This window comes from Streptomyces sp. NPDC002773 (assembly GCF_040295605.1).
Lineage (GTDB): Bacteria > Actinomycetota > Actinomycetes > Streptomycetales > Streptomycetaceae > Streptomyces.
The window spans coordinates 14,043-38,936 of record NZ_JBEOVO010000024.1; the positions used below are offsets into that span (position 1 = coordinate 14,043).

General features: G+C 73.0%; 22 protein-coding genes and 1 pseudogene. 13 read left to right on the plus strand and 10 right to left on the minus strand.

The genetic code is table 11. The features are described 5' to 3' along the window. Positions 1 to 223: 223 nt before the first annotated feature. Together pdxH and ABT034_RS25305 are read left to right on the plus strand one after the other, a co-directional pair. On the plus strand, positions 224 to 922 hold the full coding sequence (gene pdxH, locus ABT034_RS25300; RefSeq protein ID WP_502973052.1) for a pyridoxamine 5'-phosphate oxidase: 699 nt from the start codon (positions 224 to 226) through the stop codon (positions 920 to 922). Positions 923 to 1,027: 105 nt separating this feature from the next. Next, on the plus strand, positions 1,028 to 2,362 hold the full coding sequence (locus ABT034_RS25305) for a PAS domain-containing protein (protein WP_351218948.1): 1,335 nt from the start codon (positions 1,028 to 1,030) through the stop codon (positions 2,360 to 2,362). 17 nt (positions 2,363 to 2,379) lie between these two features. On the opposite strand, the gene ABT034_RS25310 is transcribed toward ABT034_RS25305, so the two are convergent. Beyond that, positions 2,380 to 3,147, minus strand: a complete 768-nt coding sequence (locus ABT034_RS25310; RefSeq protein WP_351218950.1) for an SIS domain-containing protein — start codon at positions 3,145 to 3,147, stop codon at positions 2,380 to 2,382. 173 nt (positions 3,148 to 3,320) lie between these two features. Here ABT034_RS25310 and ABT034_RS25315 point away from each other — a divergent pair, with 173 nt between their 5' ends. The 4 genes from ABT034_RS25315 to ABT034_RS25330 all read left to right on the plus strand — a co-directional run bounded on the left by ABT034_RS25315 (position 3,321) and on the right by ABT034_RS25330 (position 8,721). Further along, the gene (locus ABT034_RS25315; RefSeq protein WP_351218952.1) at positions 3,321 to 4,010 is read left to right on the plus strand and encodes an iron-dependent transcriptional repressor DtxR; all 690 of its coding nucleotides are present in this window, start codon (positions 3,321 to 3,323) and stop codon (positions 4,008 to 4,010) included. Between the two features lie 548 nt (positions 4,011 to 4,558). Further along, a complete protein-coding gene (locus ABT034_RS25320) occupies positions 4,559 to 5,656 on the plus strand; it encodes an alpha/beta fold hydrolase (RefSeq protein ID WP_351218954.1) in 1,098 nt (365 codons plus the stop codon). A 200-nt stretch (positions 5,657 to 5,856) separates the two neighbouring features. Beyond that, positions 5,857 to 7,083, plus strand: a complete 1,227-nt coding sequence (locus tag ABT034_RS25325; RefSeq protein WP_351218956.1) for an FG-GAP-like repeat-containing protein — start codon at positions 5,857 to 5,859, stop codon at positions 7,081 to 7,083. Positions 7,084 to 7,335: 252 nt separating this feature from the next. After that, positions 7,336 to 8,721: a condensation domain-containing protein gene (locus tag ABT034_RS25330; protein ID WP_351218958.1), complete on the plus strand. Its 1,386-nt coding sequence runs from the start codon at positions 7,336 to 7,338 to the stop codon at positions 8,719 to 8,721. 64 nt (positions 8,722 to 8,785) lie between these two features. Here ABT034_RS25330 and ABT034_RS25335 read toward each other — a convergent pair whose 3' ends face one another. Both ABT034_RS25335 and ABT034_RS25340 read right to left on the minus strand, forming a co-directional pair. Continuing rightward, entirely contained in the window at positions 8,786 to 9,433 is a 648-nt protein-coding gene (locus ABT034_RS25335) for a class I SAM-dependent DNA methyltransferase (protein WP_351218960.1), read from the minus strand. A gap of 102 nt (positions 9,434 to 9,535) precedes the next feature. Continuing rightward, positions 9,536 to 10,105, minus strand: a complete 570-nt coding sequence (locus ABT034_RS25340; RefSeq protein WP_351218962.1) for a GNAT family N-acetyltransferase — start codon at positions 10,103 to 10,105, stop codon at positions 9,536 to 9,538. A 190-nt stretch (positions 10,106 to 10,295) separates the two neighbouring features. Between ABT034_RS25340 and ABT034_RS25345 the strand changes: the two genes are divergently transcribed. After that, positions 10,296 to 10,766, plus strand: coding sequence for a carboxymuconolactone decarboxylase family protein (locus tag ABT034_RS25345; protein WP_351218964.1), 471 nt, complete (start codon positions 10,296 to 10,298; stop codon positions 10,764 to 10,766). 47 nt (positions 10,767 to 10,813) lie between these two features. Next, positions 10,814 to 11,200, plus strand: coding sequence for a DoxX family protein (locus ABT034_RS25350; RefSeq protein ID WP_351218966.1), 387 nt, complete (start codon positions 10,814 to 10,816; stop codon positions 11,198 to 11,200). Between the two features lie 52 nt (positions 11,201 to 11,252). Here ABT034_RS25350 and ABT034_RS25355 read toward each other — a convergent pair whose 3' ends face one another. The 3 genes from ABT034_RS25355 to ABT034_RS25365 form a co-directional block, all read right to left on the minus strand. Beyond that, positions 11,253 to 12,890: a transporter gene (locus ABT034_RS25355; RefSeq protein ID WP_351218968.1), complete on the minus strand. Its 1,638-nt coding sequence runs from the start codon at positions 12,888 to 12,890 to the stop codon at positions 11,253 to 11,255. Next, a complete protein-coding gene (locus tag ABT034_RS25360; RefSeq protein ID WP_351218970.1) occupies positions 12,887 to 13,732 on the minus strand; it encodes an ABC transporter ATP-binding protein in 846 nt (281 codons plus the stop codon). Before ABT034_RS25360 ends, ABT034_RS25355 begins: the two co-directional genes overlap by 4 nt. Positions 13,733 to 13,841: 109 nt before the next feature. Next, positions 13,842 to 14,531, minus strand: a complete 690-nt coding sequence (locus ABT034_RS25365) for a bifunctional DNA primase/polymerase (RefSeq protein WP_351218972.1) — start codon at positions 14,529 to 14,531, stop codon at positions 13,842 to 13,844. A gap of 256 nt (positions 14,532 to 14,787) precedes the next feature. On the opposite strand from ABT034_RS25365, the gene ABT034_RS25370 reads away from it, so the two are divergent. Both ABT034_RS25370 and ABT034_RS25375 read left to right on the plus strand, forming a co-directional pair. Further along, a complete protein-coding gene (locus tag ABT034_RS25370; protein ID WP_351218974.1) occupies positions 14,788 to 16,170 on the plus strand; it encodes an NsdA family TPR-like regulatory protein in 1,383 nt (460 codons plus the stop codon). Between the two features lie 123 nt (positions 16,171 to 16,293). After that, a complete protein-coding gene (locus ABT034_RS25375; protein WP_351218976.1) occupies positions 16,294 to 17,847 on the plus strand; it encodes a hypothetical protein in 1,554 nt (517 codons plus the stop codon). A gap of 6 nt (positions 17,848 to 17,853) precedes the next feature. Here the strand turns inward: ABT034_RS25375 and ABT034_RS25380 are convergent, their stop codons facing one another. Then, entirely contained in the window at positions 17,854 to 19,155 is a 1,302-nt protein-coding gene (locus tag ABT034_RS25380; protein WP_351218978.1) for an ABC transporter substrate-binding protein, read from the minus strand. Positions 19,156 to 19,346: 191 nt separating this feature from the next. Here ABT034_RS25380 and ABT034_RS25385 point away from each other — a divergent pair, with 191 nt between their 5' ends. Together ABT034_RS25385 and purU are read left to right on the plus strand one after the other, a co-directional pair. Beyond that, complete coding sequence (locus ABT034_RS25385; protein WP_351219101.1) at positions 19,347 to 19,793, plus strand: SCO4402 family protein; 447 nt, start codon at positions 19,347 to 19,349, stop codon at positions 19,791 to 19,793. 46 nt (positions 19,794 to 19,839) lie between these two features. Then, on the plus strand, positions 19,840 to 20,691 hold the full coding sequence (purU, locus tag ABT034_RS25390) for a formyltetrahydrofolate deformylase (RefSeq protein ID WP_351218980.1): 852 nt from the start codon (positions 19,840 to 19,842) through the stop codon (positions 20,689 to 20,691). 41 nt (positions 20,692 to 20,732) lie between these two features. Here the strand turns inward: purU and ABT034_RS25395 are convergent, their stop codons facing one another. Together ABT034_RS25395 and ABT034_RS25400 are read right to left on the minus strand one after the other, a co-directional pair. Then, entirely contained in the window at positions 20,733 to 21,989 is a 1,257-nt protein-coding gene (locus tag ABT034_RS25395; RefSeq protein WP_351218982.1) for a maleylpyruvate isomerase N-terminal domain-containing protein, read from the minus strand. Next, positions 21,986 to 22,567, minus strand: a complete 582-nt coding sequence (locus ABT034_RS25400) for a sigma-70 family RNA polymerase sigma factor (protein WP_351218984.1) — start codon at positions 22,565 to 22,567, stop codon at positions 21,986 to 21,988. Before ABT034_RS25400 ends, ABT034_RS25395 begins: the two co-directional genes overlap by 4 nt. Positions 22,568 to 22,756: 189 nt before the next feature. On the opposite strand from ABT034_RS25400, the pseudogene ABT034_RS25405 reads away from it, so the two are divergent. After that, a pseudogene (locus tag ABT034_RS25405) lies at positions 22,757 to 23,095 on the plus strand (STAS domain-containing protein); the annotation flags it as partial. A 112-nt stretch (positions 23,096 to 23,207) separates the two neighbouring features. Here the strand turns inward: ABT034_RS25405 and ABT034_RS25410 are convergent. Next, positions 23,208 to 24,782 (minus strand): class I adenylate-forming enzyme family protein, encoded by a 1,575-nt coding sequence (locus ABT034_RS25410; protein WP_351218987.1) that lies wholly within the window; start codon positions 24,780 to 24,782, stop codon positions 23,208 to 23,210. Positions 24,783 to 24,894 lie beyond the last annotated feature (112 nt).

Below are 24,894 nucleotides of genomic sequence, written 5' to 3' on the forward strand. Positions count from 1 at the left end.
TCGATCAACCGAGTGGTGGTCGATGGTGGGGTTTCAACAGTCGTCCAGCCCAAGAGTCTGTACGGTTCCGATGATGCGGGGAAGCGTGACATCCGGCACACTCCGCCGATCCGGCGACTCAGGGTTGGCGGCACGCGGTGCCGGGCAAACTGAGGCGCTGCGGCAGGATGGCCCTGTGACCGATCCCGCGACCGATCCCGCGAACGATTCTGTGACCGATCCCGTGAACGAGGGCCTGGATCCCGCCGACATGCGCGAGCAGTACCGCACCACGGAGCTCTCGGCGGCCGAACTGGCGCCGGAGCCGATCGCGCAGTTCGCCCGCTGGTTCAAGGAGACCGCCGCGAGCCCGGCGATCCACGAGCCGAACGCGATGATCGTCTCCACGGCCACCCCCGACGGCCGGCCGTCCTCCCGGACGGTCCTCCTCAAGCACTACGACCGGGCCGGCTTCGTCTTCTTCACCAACTACGACTCCCGCAAGGGCGCGGAGCTCGCGGCCAACCCGTACGCCTCGCTGCTCTTCCCCTGGCACCCGCTGGCCCGCCAGGTCGTCGTCACGGGCCGTGCCGAGCGCGTCGGCCGGGACGAGACGGTCGCCTACTTCCGTACCCGCCCGCACGGCTCGCAGCTCGGCGCCTGGGCCAGCCGCCAGTCCTCGGTGATCGCCTCCCGCGCCGAGCTCCTCGCCCGTTACGAGGAGCTGGCCGCCCGCTACCCGGCGGACGCCCAGGTCCCGGTCCCCCCGGAGTGGGGTGGGATCCGGGTCGTCCCGTACGCGGTCGAGTTCTGGCAGGGACACGAGAACCGCCTCCACGACCGGCTCCGCTACGTCCGTGAAGAGGCCCGTGAAGAGGCCCGTGAGGTGGGGGAGGACGGCGGGGAGGGCGAGACCTGGCGGGTGGAGCGCCTGGCTCCGTGACCCTGTGGCCGGACGCGTCTGTTTCCGCGATGCAACATTTTCGGCGAAGGTGATGTGCTCTGCGTCACGTTCCAGTTGAATGGCCGCAGCATGGGGGGTGCCGGGATGAGTGCTTTCACGGAGTCCGCGAGCGAGACCGCTTCCGTTTCCGGGGCGGGAGCCGATCTGCTGGCCGCGCTGCTCGACGGGATGGACGCGGCGCTCTGCGCCTTGGACGCCGACGGGACGATCACGCACTGGAACCGCGAGGCCGAGCGGATCCTCGGCTGGTCCGCGGAGGAGGCCGTCGGGCGGCGCGGCTTCGAGGGGTGGGCCGCGCGCACCGCCGACGCCGAGGAGACGCTGCGCCGGGTGATGGGCGCCATGACCGGTTCCGGCCGGCAGGTCCACGAGCTGGCGCTGCTCCGCAAGGACGGCGGCCGGGTGCTCGTACGGAGCCAGGCCGCGGGGGTACGGGGGGCGGACGGGGGCCCGGCCGGCGTGTACTGCGCGTTCAGCGAGGTGCACGTCCAGCTCGATCTGGAGCGGTCGGTGGCCCTCAGCGAGGCCCTGTTCGACGACGCCTCCTGGGGGGTCGTCCTCGTGGACGCCGATCTGCGTCCCGCCATGGTCAACGGCCACGCGGCCCGTGCCTTCGGGACGGCCCGTACGGCGCTGCTCGGGCGCCCGCTCGGCGATGTCGTCGTGCAGGGCGCGGAGGACCTGGAGGCCGCTCTCCAGCACGTCCTCGCGGAGGGCAGCCCGCCCGCGCCGGTGGAGGTGTGGGTCACGCTCCGGACGGCCGCGGGGGAGCGGCGCCGGTGCTGGAGCAGCGGTTTCCTGCTGCTGTCGTCGCCGATGGCGGAGGAGCCGGTGCCGCTGGGTGTGGCCTGGCTGTTCCAGGACGTGACGGAGGAGCGCCTTGCGGCGCGGGAGGCGGACCGGCTGCGGTTCCGCTGGAGTCAGCTGCACCGGGCGGGTGCGGCGGCGGCGGAGTGCGAGGATCCGGCGGAGGCGGCGGCGGTGCTGCTCGACTTCGCGCTCGCCGGGTTCGCCGACCACGCCCTGGTCGACCGGATCGCGGGCGAGCGGCGCCTGACCCGGGCCCTGGCCACACCGGCGGGCGCCCCGGGGCCCGCCTCGCCGGTCGTGGGCGGTGGCATCCCGCTGCGGTACGGCCCGAGGCACCCGGCGCTCCAGGCCTGGGACCGGGTGGGCACGGTACGGGCGAGCGCGGGCCGGACCGCCGAGGTGTGGGCGGAGGCCCACCAGTGGCCGGGCGACGCGGCGCACGCGGTGTGCGTGGTGCTGCGTTCCCGTGGCCGGACCCTCGGCGTCCTGACCTTCCTGCGGGCCGCCTGCCGCGCGCCCTTCGAGCGGGAGGACGTGGTGTTCGCGGAGGCGGTGGCGTCGCGGGTGGCGGCGGCCCTGGACCTGGGGGACCGCCCGGAGACCCCGTAGGGGTCCTAGTAGGGGTCCTAGTGCCGGTAGAAGATCCGGTCGCCGTACTCCGTCATCACGCGGCCGTTCCACTCGTGCCCGCCGTCGACGTTCCCGGAGCGCAGCAGCGGCGGCTCGATGCCGCGCTGGACGAGTTCCTCGGCGGCGGCGGCCATCATGGCCTGCATGAGGGCGCTGGTGACGACGGTGGAGGCGGGCGCGAACGGGGCCTCGATGCCGTCGTGGGTGAGTTCGGCGTCGCCGACGGCGATACGGGAGTCGAGGACGATGTCGCAGTGGTCCTTGAGGTACGTCCCCGACACGTGCCGGGACTTCGTCTCCGTCGCGTACGCCACGGAGGTGACGCCGATGACGGTGAGGCCGAGCGCGCGGGCGTTCATCGCCATCTCGACGGGCAGGGCGTTGCGTCCGGAGAGGGAGACGATGACCAGGACGTCCCCGGCCTTGGCGGGGGAGGAGTCGAGGACCGCCGCGGCGAGGCCGTCGACGCGCTCGAGGGCGGAGCCGAGCGTCGCGGGCATGACGTCGACGCCGACGACGCCGGGGACGGCGAGCAGGTTCATGAGGGCGAATCCGCCGGCCCGGTAGACGACGTCCTGGGCGGCGAGGGAGGAGTGGCCCGCGCCGAACGCGAAGAGCCGGTTGCCGGCCGCGACGGCCCCGGCGATCGCGGCGCCCGCCGCGGCGATCTCGGCGGAGTCGCCGTCGCGGACCTGCTTGAGCAGGTCGATCGCGGCGTCGAAGAACTGTCCGGCCAGCTTGCTCTCGCCCGCGCTGTCGCCCATTCCAGAAGCTCCTTCTCGTCGCCGTCGTGTCGTGGTCGTGCCCTGGTCGCCGATCACGGTGCGGTCTGGACCATTGCTCTGTCAATACCGCCCTTCGGTCGGTGAGGCCCGGTTGTCCGCCCGATGCGTCAGTATTGGTGCAGGGCCAGCGCACGACTCATCGAGGGGCACGTATGTCCGGACTGATCGACACAACGGAGATGTATCTCCGCACCATCCTCGAGCTTGAGGAGGAAGGTGTGGTCCCCATGCGTGCCCGGATCGCCGAGCGGCTCGACCAGAGCGGTCCGACGGTGAGCCAGACGGTGGCCCGGATGGAGCGCGACGGTCTGGTGGCCGTCGCCAGCGACCGGCACCTGGAGCTCACGGACGAGGGCCGCCGCCTCGCCACCCGCGTCATGCGCAAGCACCGCCTCGCGGAGTGCCTGCTCGTCGACGTGATCGGCCTGGAGTGGGAGCAGGTGCACGCGGAGGCCTGCCGCTGGGAGCACGTGATGAGCGAGGCCGTGGAGCGGCGGGTCCTGGAGCTGCTGCGCCACCCGACGGAGTCGCCGTACGGAAACCCGATCCCGGGGCTTGAGGAGCTCGGCGAGAAGGCGGAGGCGGAGGCCTTCCTCGACGACTCGATGGTGTCGCTGGCGGAGCTGGACGCGTCCGGCGGCAAGACGGTGGTCGTGCGCCGGATCGGCGAGCCGATCCAGACGGACGCCCAGCTGATGTACACGCTGCGGAGGGCGGGCGTGCAGCCCGGCTCCGTGGTGTCGGTGACCGAGTCGGCCGGCGGCATCCTGGTGGGCAGCAGCGGCGAGGCCGCCGAGCTGGACGCGGACGTCGCGGCCCACGTGTTCGTCGCGAAGCGCTGACGCTGCCCGCAGCGGGCACGGAGCAGGGAGTACGGAGTGAGGGGCGCCCGGTCGGGCGCCCCTCACGCGTTTCGGGCGGGGGCGCCGTCCGCCAGATGTACGCAGCGAGGACTCCCCGCAGCCCCAGCGCGAGGATCGCGAGCGAGATGCCCCCGCCGAAGAGGAACAACGGGTGCGGTGACCCTCGTGCGCCCCGTTTACGCCGGAATGGCCACGCGCGCGCCCTCGCCGTGCCACGCTGGGCTGAGCGGGGCGCGAGCGCGGGGAGGGTGGGGTCATGCGGCGGAGATGCGGAGAGCCCCGGCGCCCGAGGGCGCCGGGGCCTGACCTCCCCAGTTCCGACCTGGAGCCCCGAGCTCTCAAGGTCGTCCCCGTCGGACCGATTTCCCCGAGCGGTCCGCCTCCCGTTGAAGATCTCCCCTCGGCAACGGGAGTCAATCCTTGAGCCCTGTCACTCGAACGAGGGGTGTTGGGTGGCAGGAGAGTATTTTCGAATACGAGTTCGATAGTCTGGCGTGGTTCGACGGGAAGCAGAGGGGGTGCCAGGGATGGCGCGACGACTCGACGTCACCGGGGCCGGCGGCGTACGGCTGGCGGCCTGGGACTTCACGCCCGGCCCCGGGCCGACCGCACCCCCGAGGATCGCCCGCCAGGCACCTCCGGGCACGCCCCAGGCCCTCGTACCGCAGCCCCCCGGGCAGCCGGCCAGGCAGAGCGCGGGCCCAGCCGCCGTACCGCGCCCGCCCGCGCCGCCGACAGCCGGTTCCGCCGCCGTACCGCCGCCCGCCCGGCAGGCCGCCGGCCCGGGCCCGGGACCGCTCGCGGCCTCCCAGGCCCCCGGCCCCGGCCCCGTACCGCCCCCGGCCCCGCAGGCCGCCGTCCCCGGTGTCTTACTCCTCCACGGTCTGATGGGTCATGCCGGGCACTGGGCCCCCGCCGTACGCAGGCTCACCGGCGGGCACCGGGTCGTCGCGCTCGACCAGCGCGGGCACGGCGCGAGCGGGAAGCCCCCGGCGGGCTCCTTCACCCGCGAGGCGTACGTCGCCGACGCCGCGGCCGCCATCGAGCAGCTCGGCCTCGGCCCGGTCACCCTCGTCGGCCACTCCATGGGCGCCCTCACCGCCTGGCAGCTCGCCGCCGACCGCCCCGACCTGGTCCGGGCCCTCGTCATCTGCGACATGCGGGCCTCCGCCCTCGGCGCCGCCTCCCAGCGCGCCTGGCAGGACTGGTTCCGCAGCTGGCCCGCCCCCTTCCCGTCCCTCGACGCCGTCCGCCGCTGGTTCGGCGAGGAGGACGCGTGGGTGGAGCGCCCCAACCCCGCCAGGGGTGCCTTCTTCGCCGAGGTCATGACCGCGCACGCCGACGGCTGGCGCCCGGTCTTCGACCCGGCGCAGATGCTGACCTCCCGCGAGACCTGGGTGCACGACGCCCACTGGGACTCCCTCGCCCAGGTCCGCTGCCCGACCCTCGTCGTCCGGGGCCTCGACGGCGAACTGGGCCGCGCCGAGGCCCAGGAGATGGTCCGGGTGCTGCCCCACGGGGCGTACGCGGAGATCCCCGACGCCGGCCACCTCCTCCACTACGAGCACCCGGAGGCCTGGGCGGAAGCCGTGGAGCCCTTCCTGAACGGCGTCCTGACGCCGTAGCCGGCCGGTGCGGCGACCGGGCATCCCAAGGAGCGGGCAAGCGGGCACCCCAGCCAGCGGGGTAGCGGGCAAAGCGGGCCGGAGTCCAGCATTCCGGGCGACGGGTGCCCCCGGTGCGGGCGTGCGCCCCGTGGCCGGATACGGTCTCCCTCTCGCGGCGCGTCCGAGGTCTTCTCCGCGCCGCCTCAGAGAGGAATTGCATGCGCACATCCATGCTGCGGCGCCTGGCCACGGTAGCCACCGCGCTGGGGCTCACGTCGGCCGGCTTTCTCGGTGCGGGCGCGCCCGCGCAGGCTGCGATCAGCGACTGCCCGTCGGGCTACTTCTGCGCCTGGAAGACCGACAACGGCACCGGCACGATGTACAAGACGAACGTGAACGCTCCGACGCTCGGGACCTGGGACAACACGTTCCGCTCGGTCGTCAACCGCACGACCAAGGTCGCCTGCCTCTACGACGGCGCGAACTACGACGACGAGTACGCGGGCGCCAGCGTGATCCCCGCCAACCCCTCGGGCAGCGAGTGGGGCGGCCCCGGCAGCAACTCGATCAGCTCGCTGAAGTTCGTCTCCACCGACCGCGAGTGCGTCCTGCCCGCGTACCCGGAGTGGCACGCCACGACCGCCCCCAAGGCGGCGGGCTTCGGCGACATGAACGCCGACAAGAAGTCGGACGTCCTCGTCCGTGACCAGGCCGGGCGCCTCTGGTTCCTGCCCGGCGACGGCTCGGGCACGCTCGTCGGCGCGGGCGGCTGGAACGTCATGAACGCCCTCACCCGGCACGGCGACCTCACCGGCGACGCCCGCGAGGACGTCATAGCCCGCGAGGCGGCCACCGGCAAGCTGTGGCTGTACCCGGGCACGGGTACGGGTGCCCTCGGCGCCCGCAAGCTCATCGGCAGCGGCGGCTGGAACGCCATGGACAAGATCACCGCCTTCGGTGACCTGTCCGGCGACGGCCGCGCGGACCTCCTCGCCGTCGAGAAGGCCACCGGCAAGCTGTGGCTGTACCCGGCCACGACGACGGGCACCCTCGGCGCCCGCAAGCTGATCGGCAGCGGCGGCTGGAACATCATGAACACGCTGGTCGCGACCGGCGACATGAACGGCGACGGCCGGGCCGACCTGACCGCCCGCGAGGGCGCCACCGGCAAGCTGTGGTTCTACCCGGCCACGAGCACCGGTGGCCTCGGCGCCCGCGTGCTGATCGGCGCCGGCGGCTGGAACGTCATGGCCACGATCCTCGCGGTCGGTGACATCAACGCCGACGGCCGCAACGACGTGGCGACGATCACCGGCCCCAGCTACTCCTCCGCCGAGTGCGAGGGCGAAGGCTGCCTGCTCCTCTACCCGGGCAAGGGCACGGGCGCGCTCTACCCGGGCTCGCTGGCGGACCCCAACTGGTGGGACCTGAACGGCGCGTTCTGACCCCGCTGGAGCGGTAAGTGAAGTGAGGGCCTCCACCCAGGACGGGTGGGGGCCCTCACGCCGTCACACGGCAGAGACGAAGACGGCCCAGGCGGTACACGCCTGAGGGGTACGGCTCAGGGGCTCGCCCGGCCGTTCGACGCGATACCCGTTGTGCTGCATTCCGTGGGATGGGCGCATCCATACCGCGCCCGTGGGCCTTGCTCGCAGAGGGGCTCCGTGTCCGGGGCCCCCTGTGCGAAGGGGAAACGCGTGCGTATCACTGACATCCAAGCGTGCGAGGTCCGGCCCGGACGGCTCGTCGAGTGGACGCTGAGCCCGGCCGCCGTGAAGGCGGCGGCGCGGACGGAGGACGCCCGGCCGCCGGCGTACATCCAGGAGATGCACATCCGCAGGGCCAAAAGGCTGCGGGACAAGGGACTGTTCGTACCGACGTGGATCGGCATCGTCTTCGACATGGACGGCCCCGTCGACCTCGACGTGCTCCAGGAGGCGCTGCGGGCCTGGACCGCGCGGCACGAGACGCTGCGCAGCGGGTTCCGCTGGGCCGGTGAGTCGGGAGACGAGCTGCGCCGGTTCACGCTCGACGCCGGCGAGGTGGCCCTGCACCGCGAGGACGCCGGGGACTTCCCTGACGGAGGCAGGCTGTCGCGGCATCTGGAGAACCGCTTCCACACGGTCGCGGACGCACTGCGCTGGCCGAACCTGATCTACGCGGCGGTCCTCCGGGACGACTCGACCAGCGTGTACATGGCCTTCGACCACAGCAACGTCGACGCCTACTCCCTCTTCCGGCTCCCCGCCGACGTACACGAGCTGTACACGGCCGGGCTTGAGGGACGGTCGCCGCAGGAGCCCGCCCCGGTCGCGAGCTACGTCGACTTCTGCGAGCTGGAACGGGCCGACGCGGACCGGGTCGACGACGGGCACCCCGCCGTGTCGCACTGGAGGGAGTTCATCCGGCGGTGCGGCGGGCAGCTGCCGGGCTTCCCGTTGGACCTCGGACTGACGGCGGGCGCCCCGCCGGCCCGGCAGCGGGTGCTGTGCGAACCGCTCGCGGGCCCGTCGGAGGCGGCGGCGTTCGAGGCGTACTGCCGGCCGTACGGCGGCAGCCTGGCCGGGGTGCTCGCAGCGACCGCCCGGATCGTCGGTGAACTCGGCGGGCCCCAGGTGTACCGGACGGTGGTGCCGTTCCACACGCGGACGAAGTCGCGGTGGAGCGAGTCGGTGGGCTGGTACGTGGGAGGCGTCCCGATCGAGGTGGAGACCGACCTCTGCCGCAGCTTCCCCGACGCGCTCCGGACGGTGCGCGCCGAGCTCAAGGCCCACCGGGCGCTCGCGGGTGTTCCCATGAACCGGGTGCTGAACCTGCTCGGTGCGGACCGGTCGACCGACCCGGACCTGTTCTCGTCCGTCTCCTACATCGACACCCGTGCGATTCCGGGCGCCGACCGGTGGTCCGAGCAGCGGGCCCACGGCCTGATCCGGCCGTCCCACAGCGACCAGGTGTTCATGTGGGCGAACCGGCTGCCCGACGGGATCTGGCTGACGAGCCGCTTCCCGGACACCGATGTGGCGGACAAGGTGATGCGGCTGTACACCGAGCGGTTGCGCGACCACATCACCTCGACGCTCTGACGCCCTGCGTCGGGCGACGCCCCTCCTGGCCGCGACCCGCCGCACACGCTCCTCGATGCCGTGCTCAGGCCTTGCGGGCGAGGAGCTGGACCTCCTGGAACTGCCGGCGGTCGGTCGGTTCGGGCTCGCGGACCAGCCGGGCCACCTCGGCCAGGCCGGACTCGCGCAGCAGCGAGGCGAGGTGGTCGGGCGACCAGCGGTAGGCCGTCGCGACGGTGTGGTCGAAGGCCTGCGTCGGGTGGGACGGGCCGTCGGTCGCCGAGAAGCAGATCAGAAGATGGCCGCCGGGCGCCAGGACGCGGTGGAACTCCACCAGGATCGGCGGGAGTTCGTGCGGCGGGGTGTGGATGACGGACCAGCGCGAGAGTACGCCGCCCAGCTCGCCGTCGGCGATGTCCAGCGCGGCCATCGAGCCCACGTCGAACCGCAGGCCGGGGTGGTCCCGCCGGGCCGACGCGATCATCACCGGAGAGGCGTCGACCCCGAAGGCCGACAGACCGAGCTCGGCCAGATGGGCCGTGATGTGGCCGGGCCCGCACCCCAGGTCCGCGACCCGACCGCCCCCCTCCGCCCGCACGACCTCGGCGAAGGCGGCCAGGATCGCGCGGTCCAGTGGCCGGTCCCGCAGCGTGTCGCGGAACATGTCCACATACGTCGCGGCGACGGCGTCATAGGCCTCGGAGGTGGCGCGGAGAGCATCGTGTTCGACCATGCCCGCGACAGTAGTTCCCGGCACGGGGCGAGGCGACCCGCCCCCGGTCGTCCGGGCTCCGGCCGGCTCATCCTGCGGCCGGAAGAGCACCCCGCCCTCACGTCACCCCGTCAGGTCCGCCGCCCGCAGGTACCAGACCTGTACCTCTCCCGTCTCGGCCGGGGCGAGGGCCTCGGCGGGGCGACGGGTGCCCTTGGTGAAGCCGAGGCGGGCGGCGACGGCGCCGCTGTTGACGTTCGCCGGGTCGTGGACGATCTCGACGCAGGTGATCCCGGGGAGGCGGAAGGCCTGCTCGGCCATGGCACGGGCGGCCCGGGTGGCGACGCCGCGGCCGGTGGCGGCGGGGTGCAGCCAGTAGCCGATCTCGCGGGTGTCGGCGGGGGTGTCCTCGTACCGGAGCAGCCCGCAGGCGCCGACGACGGCGCCGTCGAGGACGATCGCGTAGCTGTACTCCTCCCCGCTCGCCCACCGCCCGGCGCGGCCGGCCAGGAACTCGGTGGTGCGGTCGAAGTCGTGCTGGGCGACCCACGGCATCCAGGGGCGCAGGTGCGCGCACGACTCCTCGATGACCCGGAAGAGCTCCGGCAGGTCCGCCTCGGCGTCCCACGCGCGGAGCGTGAGGCCGTCGTCGAGGGTGATCACGCGCTGCGGCTGTGCGAGAGGGAGGGTCATGGAAGGGAGGATCGTACGCACCGGCCGCGCGGAGCAAGGGAATTCCGCCCCCGCGCCGACGACTCCCGCCCCCTCCGGCCTTCCGGCCCTCCGTGACGCAGGTCACGTTCCCCCCATGTCACATCGCGGCGGCCCCGTTCCGTCCTGGGTGTGTAACCGAGCACCGCCGACCACGATGGAGGAGCCCGCCATGAGCGCTCGCCTGAACATGTTCGAGAACCAGATCGCCGGCAAGGTCTGGAAGCACATCATCGCGGCCGGCAAGGCCCTTGAGGGTTCGTCCCTGCCCGTCGCGACGCAGGAGCTCGTGAAGATCCGCGCGAGCCAGATCAACGGCTGCGGCTTCTGCCTCGACATGCACACCAAGGACGCCACCGCCGCCGGCGAGAGCCCCCAGCGCCTCCACATGGTCGCCGCCTGGCGCGAGGCCACCGTCTTCACCGACGCCGAGCGGGCGGCCCTCGAACTGACCGAGCAGGGCACCCGCATCGCCGACGGCGGCCGGGTCACGGACGAGGCCTGGGCGGACGCCGCCAAGCACTACGACGACGAGCAGCTCGCCGCCCTCGTCGCCGCGATCGCCATCATCAACGCCTTCAACCGGGGCAACGTCATGATCCAGATGCCCGGCGGCGACTACAAGCCCGGCCAGTTCCACTGATCGCGCCCCCCACCCCGTAACCGCCCTACGCCGCAAAGGACCGTGCCATGAACCTCGCCCTGTGGATCGTCACCGGACTGCTCGCCCTCGCCTTCCTGGCCGGTGGCGGCTACAAGGTGGTCACGCCGAAGGCGAAGATCGCCGCCGCCGGGGCAAGCGGGCGGTGGGTGGAGGACTTCAGCGCCGGGAGCGTCAAGGCCATCGGAGCCCTGGAGGCCCTCGCCGCCATAGGCCTGGTCCTGCCCGCCGTGCTCGACATCGCACCGGGCCTGGTACCGGTGGCGGCCCTCGGACTGCTGCTCATCATGGTGGGCGCGGCGATCACCCGGATCCGGCGGCACGAGCTGAACCTCGTGGGGGTGGACGTCGTCTACATCGTCCTGATCGGCTTCGTGGTGTGGGGCCGCTTCGGCCCCGAGTCGTTCACCGGCTGAGGCACGGTGCTGGGGGACGGCGGTACGCGCGCGCGTACCGCCGCCCTCATTCCTACCCCTTGCTCACCGCCGCCAGGATCTCCGGCAGCCGCCTCGCCGTGCGCGGAGCCGCCACCTTCAGGCCCGCCCACATGAGGAGCGCGCCGTACAGCGTCCCGGCCGGGAAGAGCAGCCAGAGCTGCGCCTGCTGGTCGGAGAGGTGCAGGTACACCGTCCCGCCGATCAGCGGCGCGCACAGCAGCGGGGCCGTGAGCATGCCGCCGAGGATCGAGATCCAGGCGAGCCCGGCCTGCCCCGGCGCCACGTTCTTGTAGCCGCTGTCCTGCGGGATCGAGTACGGGAAGTAGGCCGAGGCCACCGCACCCGTCGCCAGCATCGCGCCGAGCAGGGCGAACGCGAGACCCATGGCCTCCGCGAGCCGCGACCAGTCACCCAGGACGGCCGTCGTGAGCACCGTGACGAGCGCCGCGTACGGCAGGGTGATGGCGAGCAGCGCCAGGGCACGCGCGCGGAGTTCGGCGTACGCGTCGGCCGTCGTCGAGAGGGTCTGGGCGACCATCCAGAACGCCGAGGAGTCCTGGCCGAACTGGTTGTACATCAGCATGCCGAGCATGCCGGACGCGAAGCACGCCCAGTAGATCGAGCCCGTGCCCTGGAAGGCGTTGAACAGCGGCACGATCAGGCCGAGGGCGAGCGAGGTCACCCACGAGGCCTTCGTCTTCGGGTCGCGCCACATGTAGCGCAGGCTGCGCTCCATGACGGCGCCGTCCCGCCCGGCCGGCAGCATCCGGGCGAGCCGCCCCGTACCGGCGGACTTCTCGCGCGCCTCGGACGCCGCGCCGATCGTCGAGCCGTCCGGCTCGACCATCAGCCGCACCAGGCTCCGCCGCCACCAGTACATGAGCGCCACGAACACGCCGGCGGTGAGCAGCAGCCGCGCCGCCGCCGACACGTGGTCGCCCTCGCTCGCCGCGTCGACCGCGCCGATCGCAGCGGCGGGCGGCAGCCAGTCGACGACGGCCGCCGCCGGTTCGAGCGCGGTGAGGCCGCCGGGCCGGGAGAGGCGCTGGGCGCCGAAGTTCACGACCTGCATGCCGACCGCGATGACGAGGCCGCTGAGCAGCGCCAGGTCCCGGCCCTTGCGGGAGGTGAGCAGCCGGATGTTGGCGGCGGCCACGGCCCGCGACAGGGCCACGCACACGGCGACCGTGAGCGGGACGGCGACGACGGCGGCGACCGCTCCGGCCGCGCCGTGCGCGACGGAGAGCGCCGCGCCGAACGCCAGGAACAGGGTGAGGACGGGGCCGACGCCGACGAGGGAGGCCACGAACAGGGCCCGGATCAGCGGCCGGGGCCGCAGCGGCAGCATCACGAGCCGCGACGGGTCGAGGGTCTCGTCGCCGCCGGGCACGAACAGCGGCATCACCGCCCACGCGAGCGCGGTCATCCCCGTCATGAGGACCGCGATGGTGTCGGCGGAGGCACTGCCCCGCAGCAGGACGAAGGACAGCACCATTCCCGCGACGAACAGCAGCCCGAACACGATCGAGACGATGTACGCGGCGGTCCGCCCGCCCGACTGCCGCAGCCCGTTCCGCAGCAGCGACAGCTTGAGCCGTACGAAGACGGACGTGAGCGACGGTACGGGGGAGGCGGCGGCGGTCGTCGGGGTGGTCGTCACGGCGCTCATCGCTGCGCCCCGCCGCCCAGCCAGTCCAGCGAGTCCCCGGCCGCCTCGCGCCCGTTCGCGCCGACCAGTTCCAGGAACGCCGCCTGGAGCGAGGGCGCCTCGCCCCGTACCTCGGCGAGCGGCCCCTGCGCCCGGATCTGGCCCGCCGCCATCACGGCGACCCAGTCGCACAGCGACTCGACCAGTTCCATGACGTGGCTGGAGAACACGACGGTCGCGCCGGAGGCGGTGTACCGCTCCAGGACGCCGCGGATGGTCTGCGCCGAGATCGGGTCGACGCCCTCGAAGGGCTCGTCGAGGAAGAGGACCTCGGGGTTGTGGAGCAGCGCCGCCGCGAGCCCGATCTTCTTCCGCATGCCGGTCGAGTAGTCGACGACCAGCTTGTTCTGCGAACCGGTCAGGTCGAGGACGTCGAGGAGCTGGGCGGCCCGCTTGTCGACCTCGGCGCCGGGAAGGCCCCGCAGGCGGCCGCTGTACGCGAGGAGTTCACGGCCCGAGAGGCGCTCGAAGAGCCGCAGTCCCTCCGGCAGGATGCCGATCCGGGCCTTGACCTGGGCGACCGACTCGGGGTCGGCCCACACGTCGTGCCCGGCGACCAGGATGCGGCCCTGGTCGGGGCGGAGCAGTCCGGTGATCATCGAGAGGGTGGTGGTCTTGCCGGCGCCGTTGGGCCCGACGAGGCCGATGAACCGGCCTGCGGGCAGGACCAGGTCGATCCCGTTCACCGCGATCTGCTGCCCGAACCGCTTCCACAAACCCTCGACGCGCACGGCGGGCGCCGCACCGTCCGCCGGTGCGGCGCCCGCCTTGTCGAACGCTCCGTCAAATGCCTGGTCAGGCATGGTCTTGTCAACCCCTAGGTCGTCCCCGTGTGTACGGGCCCCACCCTAAGGGCGGGCCCGCCGGGGGCCCAGGGTCACGCCGGCGTCCCCAGGTCCGGGGGACCCGGCGTCACTGCGCGGTCCGGCTTCGCGCCTCCGCCGCCTCCCGGCCGCACGCGTACGCGAGGGCGCTGATCAGCTCCTCCGCGTCGGGCAGCCAGCGGTTCGCCGGGGTGGGGCGACGGGCCCACTGCACCGCGCCGCAGCCGCCGATCCGGGTGGGCGGGGCCGCCACGTAGTGCCCCTCGCCGCGCGTGACGAGATCGATGGAGGCGGGGACCCAGCCCAGCTTCCGGACGAGGTCCGGCACCTTCGCGGCCGCGCCGGGCAGCACGAAGAAGTACATCCGGCGGTCCGGGGTGCAGGTCACCGGGCCGAGCGTCAGCTCCATCCGCTCCATCCGGGCGAGCGCCAGGAAACCGGCCGACTCGGGCACCTCGATCGCGTCGAACGTGCGGCCCGTCGGCAGCAGGATCGACGACTTCGGCTGCTTCGTCCACATGCGGCGCGCCCCGACCCCGCTGCCGGTCGCCTGGGTCGACCAGTCGGGCCTGACCGCGTGGGCGCCGGGCACGGCGCACGCGTCCGCGCCGCAGGAGCAGCGCTCCCTGCCCTCGACGGCCTCCAACCAGGTCCCGGGAAACACGTCCCAGTGCCGCTCTTCCGCGTACCGCACGGCGCTGTCCAGCAGCTGCTCGCCCCGCTGCTTGGGGATCTGTGCGGCTTCCGTGACTCCGATGGTCTCTTCCACGGTGAACACAACTTCCCGCGCCACCTGGGGTTACGGGCGGGGCGCCGAGCGGTGTGAGGCATCGATCCTGCACGCGGGGCGCATCGGTGCACGAGCGGGGGCGCGCGGGGAGCCGGGGAGCGGGGGTGGGTACGCACAGGTGGGGGCGCCGGCGGTGAACTCGCGGCCGACGTGTCCGGTTTCGCGTGTTCACATCGGCATTGACCGGATATTCACCGGGCAGTGATCACTTCTCGTGATCACTGCTCGGCCTCAGGGGGCACTCATGGCAGCCAGGCCACTCATCCCGCGTCAGCTCAACGAACGGCTCCAAGCACTCATCCAGGAGGCGGCCTGTTCCAACGCCGGCCTCGCCCGCAGGGTCAACATGGTCGGCGCGGAGCGCGGCCTCGACCTGCGGTACGACAAGACGTCCGTGGCGCGCTGGCTGCGCGGGCAGCAGCCGCGCGGGCGCGCCCCGGGCATCATCGCCGAGGCACTCGGCCGCAAGCTGGGCCGCACCGTCACGATCGACGAGGTCGGCATGGCCAACGGGCGCAACCTCGCCGCGGGCGTGGGGCTCCAGTTCGCGCCGACCGTGCCCGGGGCGATCGAGCAGGTCTGCGAGCTGTGGCGCAGCGACGTCGGCCGCCGCGACTTCCTCGCCGGCTCCACGGTCGCGGCGTCCGCGCTCGTCGAGCCCAGCAGGGACTGGCTGATCACCGGCCCGGACCCGCATGTGGCACGGATGGCGGGGGCCCGCGTCGGGGTCGCGGACGTGGCGGCCGTACGGGAGATGACGGCCGCGCTCGTCGACCTCGACCGGCGGTTCGGCAGCGGGCACGTACGCCCGGTGGTCGTCCACTACCTCAACAGCGTCGTCTCGGGCATGCTGTCCGGTTCCTACCGGGAGGCGATCGGCCGCCAGCTCTTCGCCGCGGTCGCCCGACTCACCGAACTCGCCGGGTACATGGCGGTGGACACCGGCGAACCGGGGCTCGCCCAGCGGTACTACATCCAGGCGCTGAGACTCACGCAGGCGGCCGGGGACCGGGGCTACGGCGGATACGTGCTGGCCGCCTCCATGAGCCATCTCGCGGCGCAGCTCGGAAACCCGCGGGAGATCGCCCAGTTGGCGCGGGCCGCGCAGGAAGGGGCGCGGGGGAAGGTGCCGCCGAGGGCGGAGGCGATGTTCTTCGCGGCGGAGGCGCGGGGGCACGCGCTCCTCGGGGACGTCCGCGCCTTCGAGGAGGCGGCCGGGAGTGCCGTACGGGCTCTGGAGCTGGCCGATCCGGAGGCGGGCGACGACCCGGCGTGGATCGCCCACTTCGACCAGGCGTACCTGGCGGACGAACTGGCGCACTGCTACCGGGACCTGGGGCAGGCGGAGGCGGCGGCGCGGGCGGCCGAGGAGTCGATCGCGGGGCATCCGGAGACGCGGGCGAGGCGGCGGGCGATCGGGCTCGCCCTGCTCGCCTCCGCGCAGGTCCAGCAGCGGGAGGTGGAGCAGGCCTGCCGTACGGGGACGCGGGCGCTCGAACTCCTCAGCACGCTGCGGTCGTCGCGGGGCGCGGAGTACCTGGAGGACCTGAGGGAGCGCCTGGAGCCGTACGCGGGGGAGCCGGTGGTGCGGGAGTTCGGGGCGCGGATGGAGCTGTACGCGGCGTAGTCCCAGGTGGGGGCCGCGAGGTGCAGGAAGGTTGTGTAATCGGGCTCACACGTGTGTGCGGAGCCCCGCGCGTACCCGGTAGCGTGGGCCGACGATGCCGTAGGTCCATCAGTAGGAGTCCCGGTGACGCAGAACGGACAGGGTCCGGAGCCGCAGTACCCGGCGGTGCCCCCCGCGCAGGACGGTCAAGGGGGAGCACAGCCGTGGGGTGGCGCCTGGGGTCCCGCCGGCGCCTCGCCGGGCGGACAGCCGCTGCCGCCCGCCCAGCCGCTGCCTCCTGAGGCGACCCCCGGCGGCCCCGCCGACATGCAGTCCACCCAGTACCTGCCGCCGGTCCCGCCGCAGGGCGCGGCGCCGCAGCCGGGCTACGGCTACCCGGGCCCGGGCGCGCCGGGCGCCGCCGACATGCAGGCGACCCAGCACATCGCCCCGGTCGCGGGCGGCGGGATGCCGCAGGGGCCGGGTGGGATACCGCAGGGGCCGGGCGGAATGCCGTCGGCCCCGGGCGGGATGCCGTCCGCTTCAGGCGGGATGCCGTCCGCTTCGGCTCCGCCGCCGGGGTACGGCTACCCGCCGCCGGTGGCGGCTCCGCAGCCCGGGTACGGGTATCCGCATCAGGCCGCGGGGGACATGCAGGCCACCCAGCACATCGCCCCGGTGCCGCCGCAGCAGGGTGGGGGCGCGCACACCCAGTTCCTGGGCACGGGGCCGCTCCAGGCGCAGGGCCCCGGGCCCGCGGGCGCCTCGGACGCGACCCAGTACATCGCCCCCGTACCGGGGCAGGAGCCCGGCGAGCGGCAGCCGCCCGCCGAGTTCGACAACCTCTTCCGTACGGAGGCCCCCCGGGCGCCGCAGCAGCCGCAGCAGCACCAGCCGCGGCCGCACACGCAGGCGTACCAGCAGCCCGCTCCGGCCCCGTACCAGCCGCCGACCCCGGCCCCCGCCCCGTACCAGCAGCATCACCAGCCTCCGGCGCCCCCGCAGCAGTACGGCTACGACGGCGCCTACTACGACGGCGGCGAGCCCGAGCCGCCGCGCCGCAAGTCGCCGGTCGCGCTCATCGCCGCAGTCGTCGTCGGCTGCGCGGTCGTCGGCCTCGGCGCCGGCGCGTTCCTCAGCGGCGGGGACGAGGAGAAGGACCCCCAGGCGGACGGGCAGAAGGTGGCGGCGACCTCCTCCGTGCCGCCCACAACCCAGGCGCCCACCGAGAAGCCGGCCGACCCGGCGGAGCCGCAGGCGCAGGAGCTGAGCAAGCTCCTCGCGACCAGCAGCAGCAGCCGCGACACGGTCATCAGCTCGGTCGAGTCCATCAAGCAGTGCAAGAACCTCGACAAGGCGGCCGCCGACCTGCGCGGCGCCGCCGACCAGCGCCGGGGCCTGGTCGCCAAACTCCGGACGCTGTCGGTCGACAAGGTCCCGGACAACCCCGCGCTCACGGCGGCGCTCACCAAGGCCTGGCGGGCCTCGGCGGCCGCCGACGACCACTACGCCGCCTGGGCCGTGCAGATGAAGGACAAGAAGGCCTGCAAGGGCGGCAAGGCCCGCTCGACCAACCACCTGGTCGAGGCGGACAAGCAGAGCCGCGTGGCCACCACCGCGAAGAAGGAGGCGGCCGCGCTGTGGAACCCGACCGCCGCCAAGTACGGCCTGGAGAAGCGGAGCTACTCCCAGCTCTGACCGGGGCTACGGGGCGCTGAGGACGGTCTCGCCGACGTCGACGAAGCCCGGCTTCTGCGCCACGAGCTGCCCCTGGCGCACCACCTGGAACGTCACCTCGTGGTTGACGATCCTGGGGAAGCCGGGGGCGCCGAGCAGGTCCTCGTACTTCCAGCGCAGGGTGGGGGTCAGGCCCCCGGTGTCGATCTCCTCGCCCCGGTCGAGGGCGTGGGCGATCTGCGTGGCCGTGATCCGGTCGTCGTCGAGGGCCTCGACGACCTCCTTGAGGACCGTGTACGCGATCCAGGTGGTCTGGACGCCGGCGTCGGCCGGGTCGACCCGGTTGTCGGCGAACGCGTGGTCCTGGATGACCTTGCGCATCGGCGCCCAGCTCTTGTCGGAGGCCTCCGGGTACCAGCCGGTGACGAACGCGCCCTCGAAGGGGCTGCGGGCGCCGCCGGTGCGGTCGATCACGGGCTGGCCGACGCTGCCGAGGACGGACGAGATCCGTACGGCGGCGCGCTTGCCGCCCGAGTCGCCGTCGCCCTCGCTGCCGCCGTCGCTCCTGTCCTCGGCCGCCGGGAGGCGGCGGAAGGAGTCGAAGAACGTCTGGGTGCGCTCCCCGAGGACGGCGGTGACGCAGCCGTCCTCGTCACCGGCCTTCTCGCGGGCCCGGTCGGCCTGCGCGGTGTACTCGGCCGCGTCCTCGACGGCCGGGATGTCGACGGCGCTCCGGTGACTGGCCTTGCGCAGCCCGGAGTTGAGGAGCTCGGGAAGCTTGTCGCCGGCGAGCGTGTCGGGCCGGACGAGGGAGACGGTGCGGCAGGACTCGGCGAGCTGCATGCCGTGACCGGCGATGAGGGAGGCGAGGCCGCCGTTGACGGGATAGGAGAGCGGGCTGGTGAACTCGTCCTCGGAGATGCCGTAGCCGCCGATGTACGGGATGCCGGCGGCCTCCAGGGGGGCCATGAAGGCGCGGCCGTTCTGGCTGTACGAGCCGACGACGGCGACCGCCTTCTCGCGGACGGCCCGTCGGGCGCAGGCCGCGGCGCCGGTGCTGGTGTTGTGTTCGTTACAGGTGAGGACGCGCAGTTCGTGGCCGTCGATCCCGCCCTGGGAGTTGATCCAGCGGGCGTAGGCCTGCGCCATGGCGGGCATTCCGGGCATGTTGGTCGCCCGCGTCTGGTCGGGGGCCCACGTCATCACCGTGACGGGCTCCCTGGAGCCCCCCGTGGCCCCAGGGAGCATGCCACAGCCGGTGAGCAACGAGGCTCCCGTCGCCGCGGTCGTGACGTACGCGAGGAGTGAGGTCAGTCGCCTACCGGTCATGGCGTGCACATTTCCGCCTCATGGGTAACGCGGGAGTGAGCATGGTTCAACGGTGGGTGACCTGAAGGTGAATTGCAGGGGCTGCGAGGGGCGGACTCCGGTTACCGGACAAGGGAACGTACGATCGAAACGTGTCCAGTCCAGTCTCCGGTTCGGTGAACTCTTCCCGTCGCGGCCGTCGCTCCTCCACCATGGGCGGCATGCCGCTCAACGACATGCCGTGGTGGCGCTGGCGCAGCAACGTGCGCTCGGCGCTGCACATGCTCTCCGATCCCGGGTTCCACGAGACGACCTGGCTCGCCGGCCTCGACGGGTACGGCGACGTCACCGACGCCGTCTACCGCCTCGTCGAGGACACCTGGCTCGACAACTGGTCCGCCGAGAAGTACGTCGGCTCGATCTTCCGCGACACCGGCGAGGCCGCCCTCGTCGACGTCGCCGTCCTCCGGGTGCTGCGCATCATGCACCAGGTGGGGCCCGACGCCGCCGTCTCCGCGTACCTGGAGCACCCCGGGTGGCCCGAGGCCGTACGGGCCGCCCGCGAGGCCCACGTACACCTGGCCAGGGCCGACGGCGAGGATCCGGACACGCCGCCGCGCTCCCTGGACGTGCTCAGCATCATGACCCGTTCCGTCTGACGGACGGTGGGTCATCCGGCCCGCCCGGGTATGGCAGGCTGACAGGATGACCGACCAGTACGTCCTCACCCTTTCCTGCCCGGACAAGCAGGGCATCGTGCACGCCGTGTCGAGCTACCTCTTCATCACGGGGTGCAACATCGAGGACAGCCAGCAGTTCGGAGACCGTGACACCGGTCTCTTCTTCATGCGGGTCCACTTCTCGGCCGAGGCCCCGGTGAACGTCGAGAAGCTGCGGGCCAGCTTCGCCGCGGTCGGCGACTCGTACGCGATGGACTGGCAGATCAACCGGGCCGACGAGCGCATGCGGGTCGTCCTCATGGTGTCGAAGTTCGGCCACTGCCTGAACGACCTGCTGTTCCGCTCGCGCATCGGCGCGCTGCCGGTCGAGATCGTGGCGGTCGTCTCCAACCACACCGACTTCGAGGAGCTCGTCGGCTCCTACGGGATCCCCTTCCGGCACATCCCGGTCACGAAGGACACGAAGGCGACGGCGGAGGCGGAGCTGCTGGAGCTCGTCCGCTCGGAGAACGTCGAGCTGGTCGTCCTCGCCCGCTACATGCAGGTCCTCTCCGACGACCTCTGCAAGCAGCTGTCCGGCCGGATCATCAACATCCACCACTCCTTCCTCCCCAGCTTCAAGGGCGCCAAGCCCTACCACCAGGCGCACACGCGGGGCGTGAAGCTGATCGGCGCGACGGCCCACTACGTGACGGCCGACCTCGACGAGGGCCCGATCATCGAGCAGGAGGTCGAACGGGTGGGCCACGAGGTGACCCCCGACCAGCTGGTCGCGGTGGGCCGCGACGTCGAATGCCAGGCGCTGGCCCGCGCAGTCAAATGGCACGCAGAACGCCGAATCCTCCTGAACGGCCGCCGCACGGTCGTCTTCGCGTAACGCCCCGCCCCCGCGTGGGCGCTCGGGGACGTGCGCGGGAGCTACAAGCGGCTCAGTGACGCTGCTGCTGCCAGGACGTCTCGGATTGCTTCTCGGTCGCCGTCCTGGCCTGCCGCTGCCTCCTCCGGGGAGACGTGGCCCGCCACCAGTTGGCAGAACTCCACACCGTCCATCGCCACCTGCGCCACCGCCCGCTCCGGTGACCCGATCGCCGCCGGGGAGTCGAGCGCGATGTACCAGTGGCCCCCGCCCGCGCCCTCCACCTCCAGGTGGAGCGAGCGGCCCGGGGCCCCCGCCGCGACCAGATGCCGGGCCGGTGCCGCAAGGCCCGCGCGGCGGCGGTTCGCGAGCGCGCCCGGCAGCAGGCGGGCCGTCAGGTCGATCATGTCGTGCAGATGCGCGCCGCTCGGCGGCGCGTACGGATACGCCACCGCCTGCGCGATGTCGTCCGCGTGCACCCAGCACTCGAACGCCCGCTCAAGCAGCGAGTCCCGCAGCGGCAGCGCGAAGTCCTTGTAGGTGACCGTCAGGTCCGCCACCCCGCGCCCCGCGAACGAGACCGTCCGGATCAGCGTGTGGCTCTGCTCCCGCCAGGGCCCCCGCAACGCCCGGTTCGGCGGCCGGTCGAGGCCCGACCAGAACGCCTCCGTCCGCTCCGCCGGCGACAGCTCCGGCGTCCCCGCGCCCAGCGGATCGTCGAGCCCGAGCGCCGCCGACACCAGGCCGTCCACCGCCAACAGGTGCCCGATGACCCCCGCGACCGTCGCCTTCCGGCGTACGATCCGCTCCTCCTCGTACCACTTGAGCCGTACCGGCGCGTGCCACTCCGACTCGCCGATGTCCCGCAGCAGCGCGTCGAGCCGCGCCGTCTCCGCGTCGTACGGCGTGACCCAGCCGGGGATCGGGATGCGGGCCGGGCGCCGGCCCAGGCAACTCTCCAGGACCCGGGACCGCAGCAGCGGGTCGAGGTCCAGGTCCCGGTCCTCGTGCAGCAGCGCCACGGCGTCCCGCAGTCGCAGCGCCTCGTCCGCGCACGGCGCGCAGCTCGTGAGGTGGTCCTCGACGGCCCTGGTCTCCCCGGTGGAACACGCCGAGAGCGCCCACGCCCCGAGCAGGGACTTGAGCACACTGTGGGTGAGGACCGGCACCTCCGGTTCCGAGAACTCCGCGGCCCCGGAGGCCTCCGCGACCTCCACGACCTCCGCCGTCAGGTCCGCGTGGTCGTCCGCCGCCCGGCGCGGCCCCGGCACCCACGGGGCGCGTGCGACGCCGTCCGCGTCGCCGTTCGCCCCCGTCACAGCGCCCGTCCGTAGCCGGGCGGCCCGCCGCCCTCGGGGTGCCGGGTGTTCGCCGAGGACAGCAACTGGAGGCCGAGGCGGAGGCGTCGCCGCGCCTCGTCCTCGGTGACGCCGAGGTCGGCGGCGGTCTGGCGGTAGTCCCGCCGCTGGAAGTACGCCAGTTCGAGCGCGGCCCTGAGCGGCGTCGGCATGGACGTCACGATGTAGTCGGCGCGGGCCGCGACCGACGCCCTGCGCACCTTCTGCTCCAGCTCCTCGACCGAGCCCCGGCCGGTCTCCGCGTACGCCGTCGCCTCGGCCTGCCGCAGCCGGTGCACGGCCTGCGACTGCGTCAGCCTGGCGATCCACCCGCGCATGCTGCCCTGCTTCGGGTCGTACGCGTCGGGGTTCTCCCAGATGTAGCCGAAGACCTCACGGGTGACCTGGTCGGCCGCGCCGTCGTCGTCGAGGACCCGGTGGGCGAGGCTGTGCACCAGCGAGGCGAACCGGTCGTACAGCTCGCCGAGCGCGGCGGCCTCCCCGCGCGCGAGCCGCTGCTGCATCCTGCGGTCCCAGCGCGGTGGTGTGTCCATCGCCATCCGACCCTCCGCCCCTCCCGGCTCCCTCCGGCACCCCGGCTCCCCGGCTCTCCTCCAACGTAGTGCGCCGTACCGACAACGCACGACTGTTTGCCGCAAGTGCGCCCTTGACGTGGATCCGGGTGGTAAGGAACGCGTCATCCTCCGGCCCTGTGGTTTCGGAGGTGCGGGGCGGGGCAGGCGGCGTCCGTGACGACGATCGAGGTCGACGAGAACGAGTACGGCTCCTGGACGCTGTTCCGCGTGCGGGGGGAACTGGACCTGGTCACCTCCCCCCGGATACGTCGCCGCGTCCACGACGTGGTCGCGGGCGGCCGCCACGATCTCGTGCTCGATCTGTCCGCCGTCCGGTTCTGCGACTCCAGCGGGGTGGGCATGCTGATCGCTGCCCGCAGGCTGCTGCGTTCCTGCGGCGGCCGGCTCCGCCTCGTCCTGCCCGAGGACCGGGAGGGGCACGTCGGCCGGGTGCTCGCCGCGCTCGGCGTCCGGCGCCTCTTCGAGGTGTACGAGGACGGGGCGGCGGCGCTCACCGGGAAGGATCCCCTGCCCGTCGAGCTGCCCTCGCCCACCAGCCCCGGCGACGACGCCGCGGAGGCCGACCCGGCCGGTGTCACCCGGGCGGACCTCCTGACGACCGGCCTCAGTCCGAGCGGTGCCGGTCCGACGGGCCTCGGCGCGACCGGCCACAGTCCGACCGGCCTCGGTCCGACGGACCGAATCGTTCCCTGAGCTTGTACTTGAGCACCTTCCGCAGTGTCTCGTTGCGGGGGAGCGCGTCCACCACCTCCAGCTGTTCCGGCAGCTTGTGGACGGAGAGGCCCGCCCCCCGCAGGAAGGCCGTCACCGCCGGAAGGGTCAGCGGGGCGGCCCCCGGCGGCTGTTCGACGACCGCGCAGACGCGTTCGCCGCGCTCGGCGTCCGGGAGGCCTATGACGGCCGCGTCGCCCACGTCCGGGTGTTCGTGGAGGAGGTCCTCGATCTCCTTGGCCGAGATGTTCTCTCCCTTGCGGATGATGATGTCCTTCACGCGGCCGGTGAGGACGAGGTGCCCGCCCGGGGTCAGATGTCCGACGTCCCCGGTGACGAGGAAACCGTCCTCGTCGAACGCGGCGGCCGTCTGGGCCGGATCCAGATAGCCCCGGCAGACGGCCTCGCCGCGCAGCCGCACCTCGCCGGTGTCCGTGATCCGGATCTCCATGCCGGCCGGCGGGCGGCCCTCGGTGGTTGCGAGGTTCTCCGGGGTGTCGTCGGGGTCGCCCATCGTGATCATGGGGACCTCCGTCATGCCGTACCCGTGGGTGAGCTGGCAGCCCAGCTCCTTCCGTACGGCGTGGTAGATCTCCGGCGGCTTCGGCGCCCCGCCGCCCGCGAGCAGCCGCAGGGTGGGGATGACCGGCTCCTCGGGCCGTTTGCGCTGCTCGGCGAGGAACATTGCGTAGAAGGCGGTGGAGCCGCCGGCCACGGTCACCCCGTGCCGCCGGTACTCGTCCAGGGCGTCCGGCAGCGCGAACTGTTCGAACATCACCGCGGGGAACCCGTAGAGCAGCAGCATCACCGTGTAGTCGGGCCCGGCGATGTGCGCGTACGGGAAGGCCATCGAGCCGACGTCGTCGGCGGTGAGCCGGAGCGCGTGCGCGAGGCAGGAGCCGCCGGCGAGGAGCGAGCGGTCGGTGTGCAGGACGCCCTTGGGGTCGGAGGTCGTGCCGGAGGTCCAGTAGATCCAGCGGACGTCGGTGCCGGAGGCGGGCGGCGGGGGCAGCACGGCCGGGTCGCCGTCGGGGAGGGAATCGGGGGCGTACGCCTCGAAGACGCCGCGCGCGCCGAGCCGCCGGGCCATCTCCGTGTGGTCGAATCCGCGCCATTCTCCGGGGACGGCGAAGAACTCGGCCTGGGACTCGCGCAGCGCGAAACCGACCTCCTTGTCCCGGTAGAAGGGGATGACCGGCGTCTGTACGGCTCCGATGCGGGCGAGCGCGAAGGAGAGCACCGCGGTCTCGATCCGGGTGGGCAGCTGCCAGGCGACGACCGTGCCGGGGCGCACGCCCAGGGCGTACAGGCCGGCGGCGCAGCGCTCGGCGCGGTCGCGGAGTCCGCCGAAGGTGAGGACGCGGTCCCCCTGGAGGAGGACGGGCCGCTCGGGGGTGAGCGCGGCGCGCCGCTCGACGAGCTCCCAGAGCGTGCGGGACGCGCCGAGCGTGTGTGCGGTCTCTTCCATCCCGTACTCCTCCTGGCTGACGTTCCGTCAGATCGTGCGGTGAGCGTAGAGGTCCGCCGCTTGTCGGTCCAGGGGTGCGGGGCTAGCCTGGACCCGTCAGATCTGACGGGTC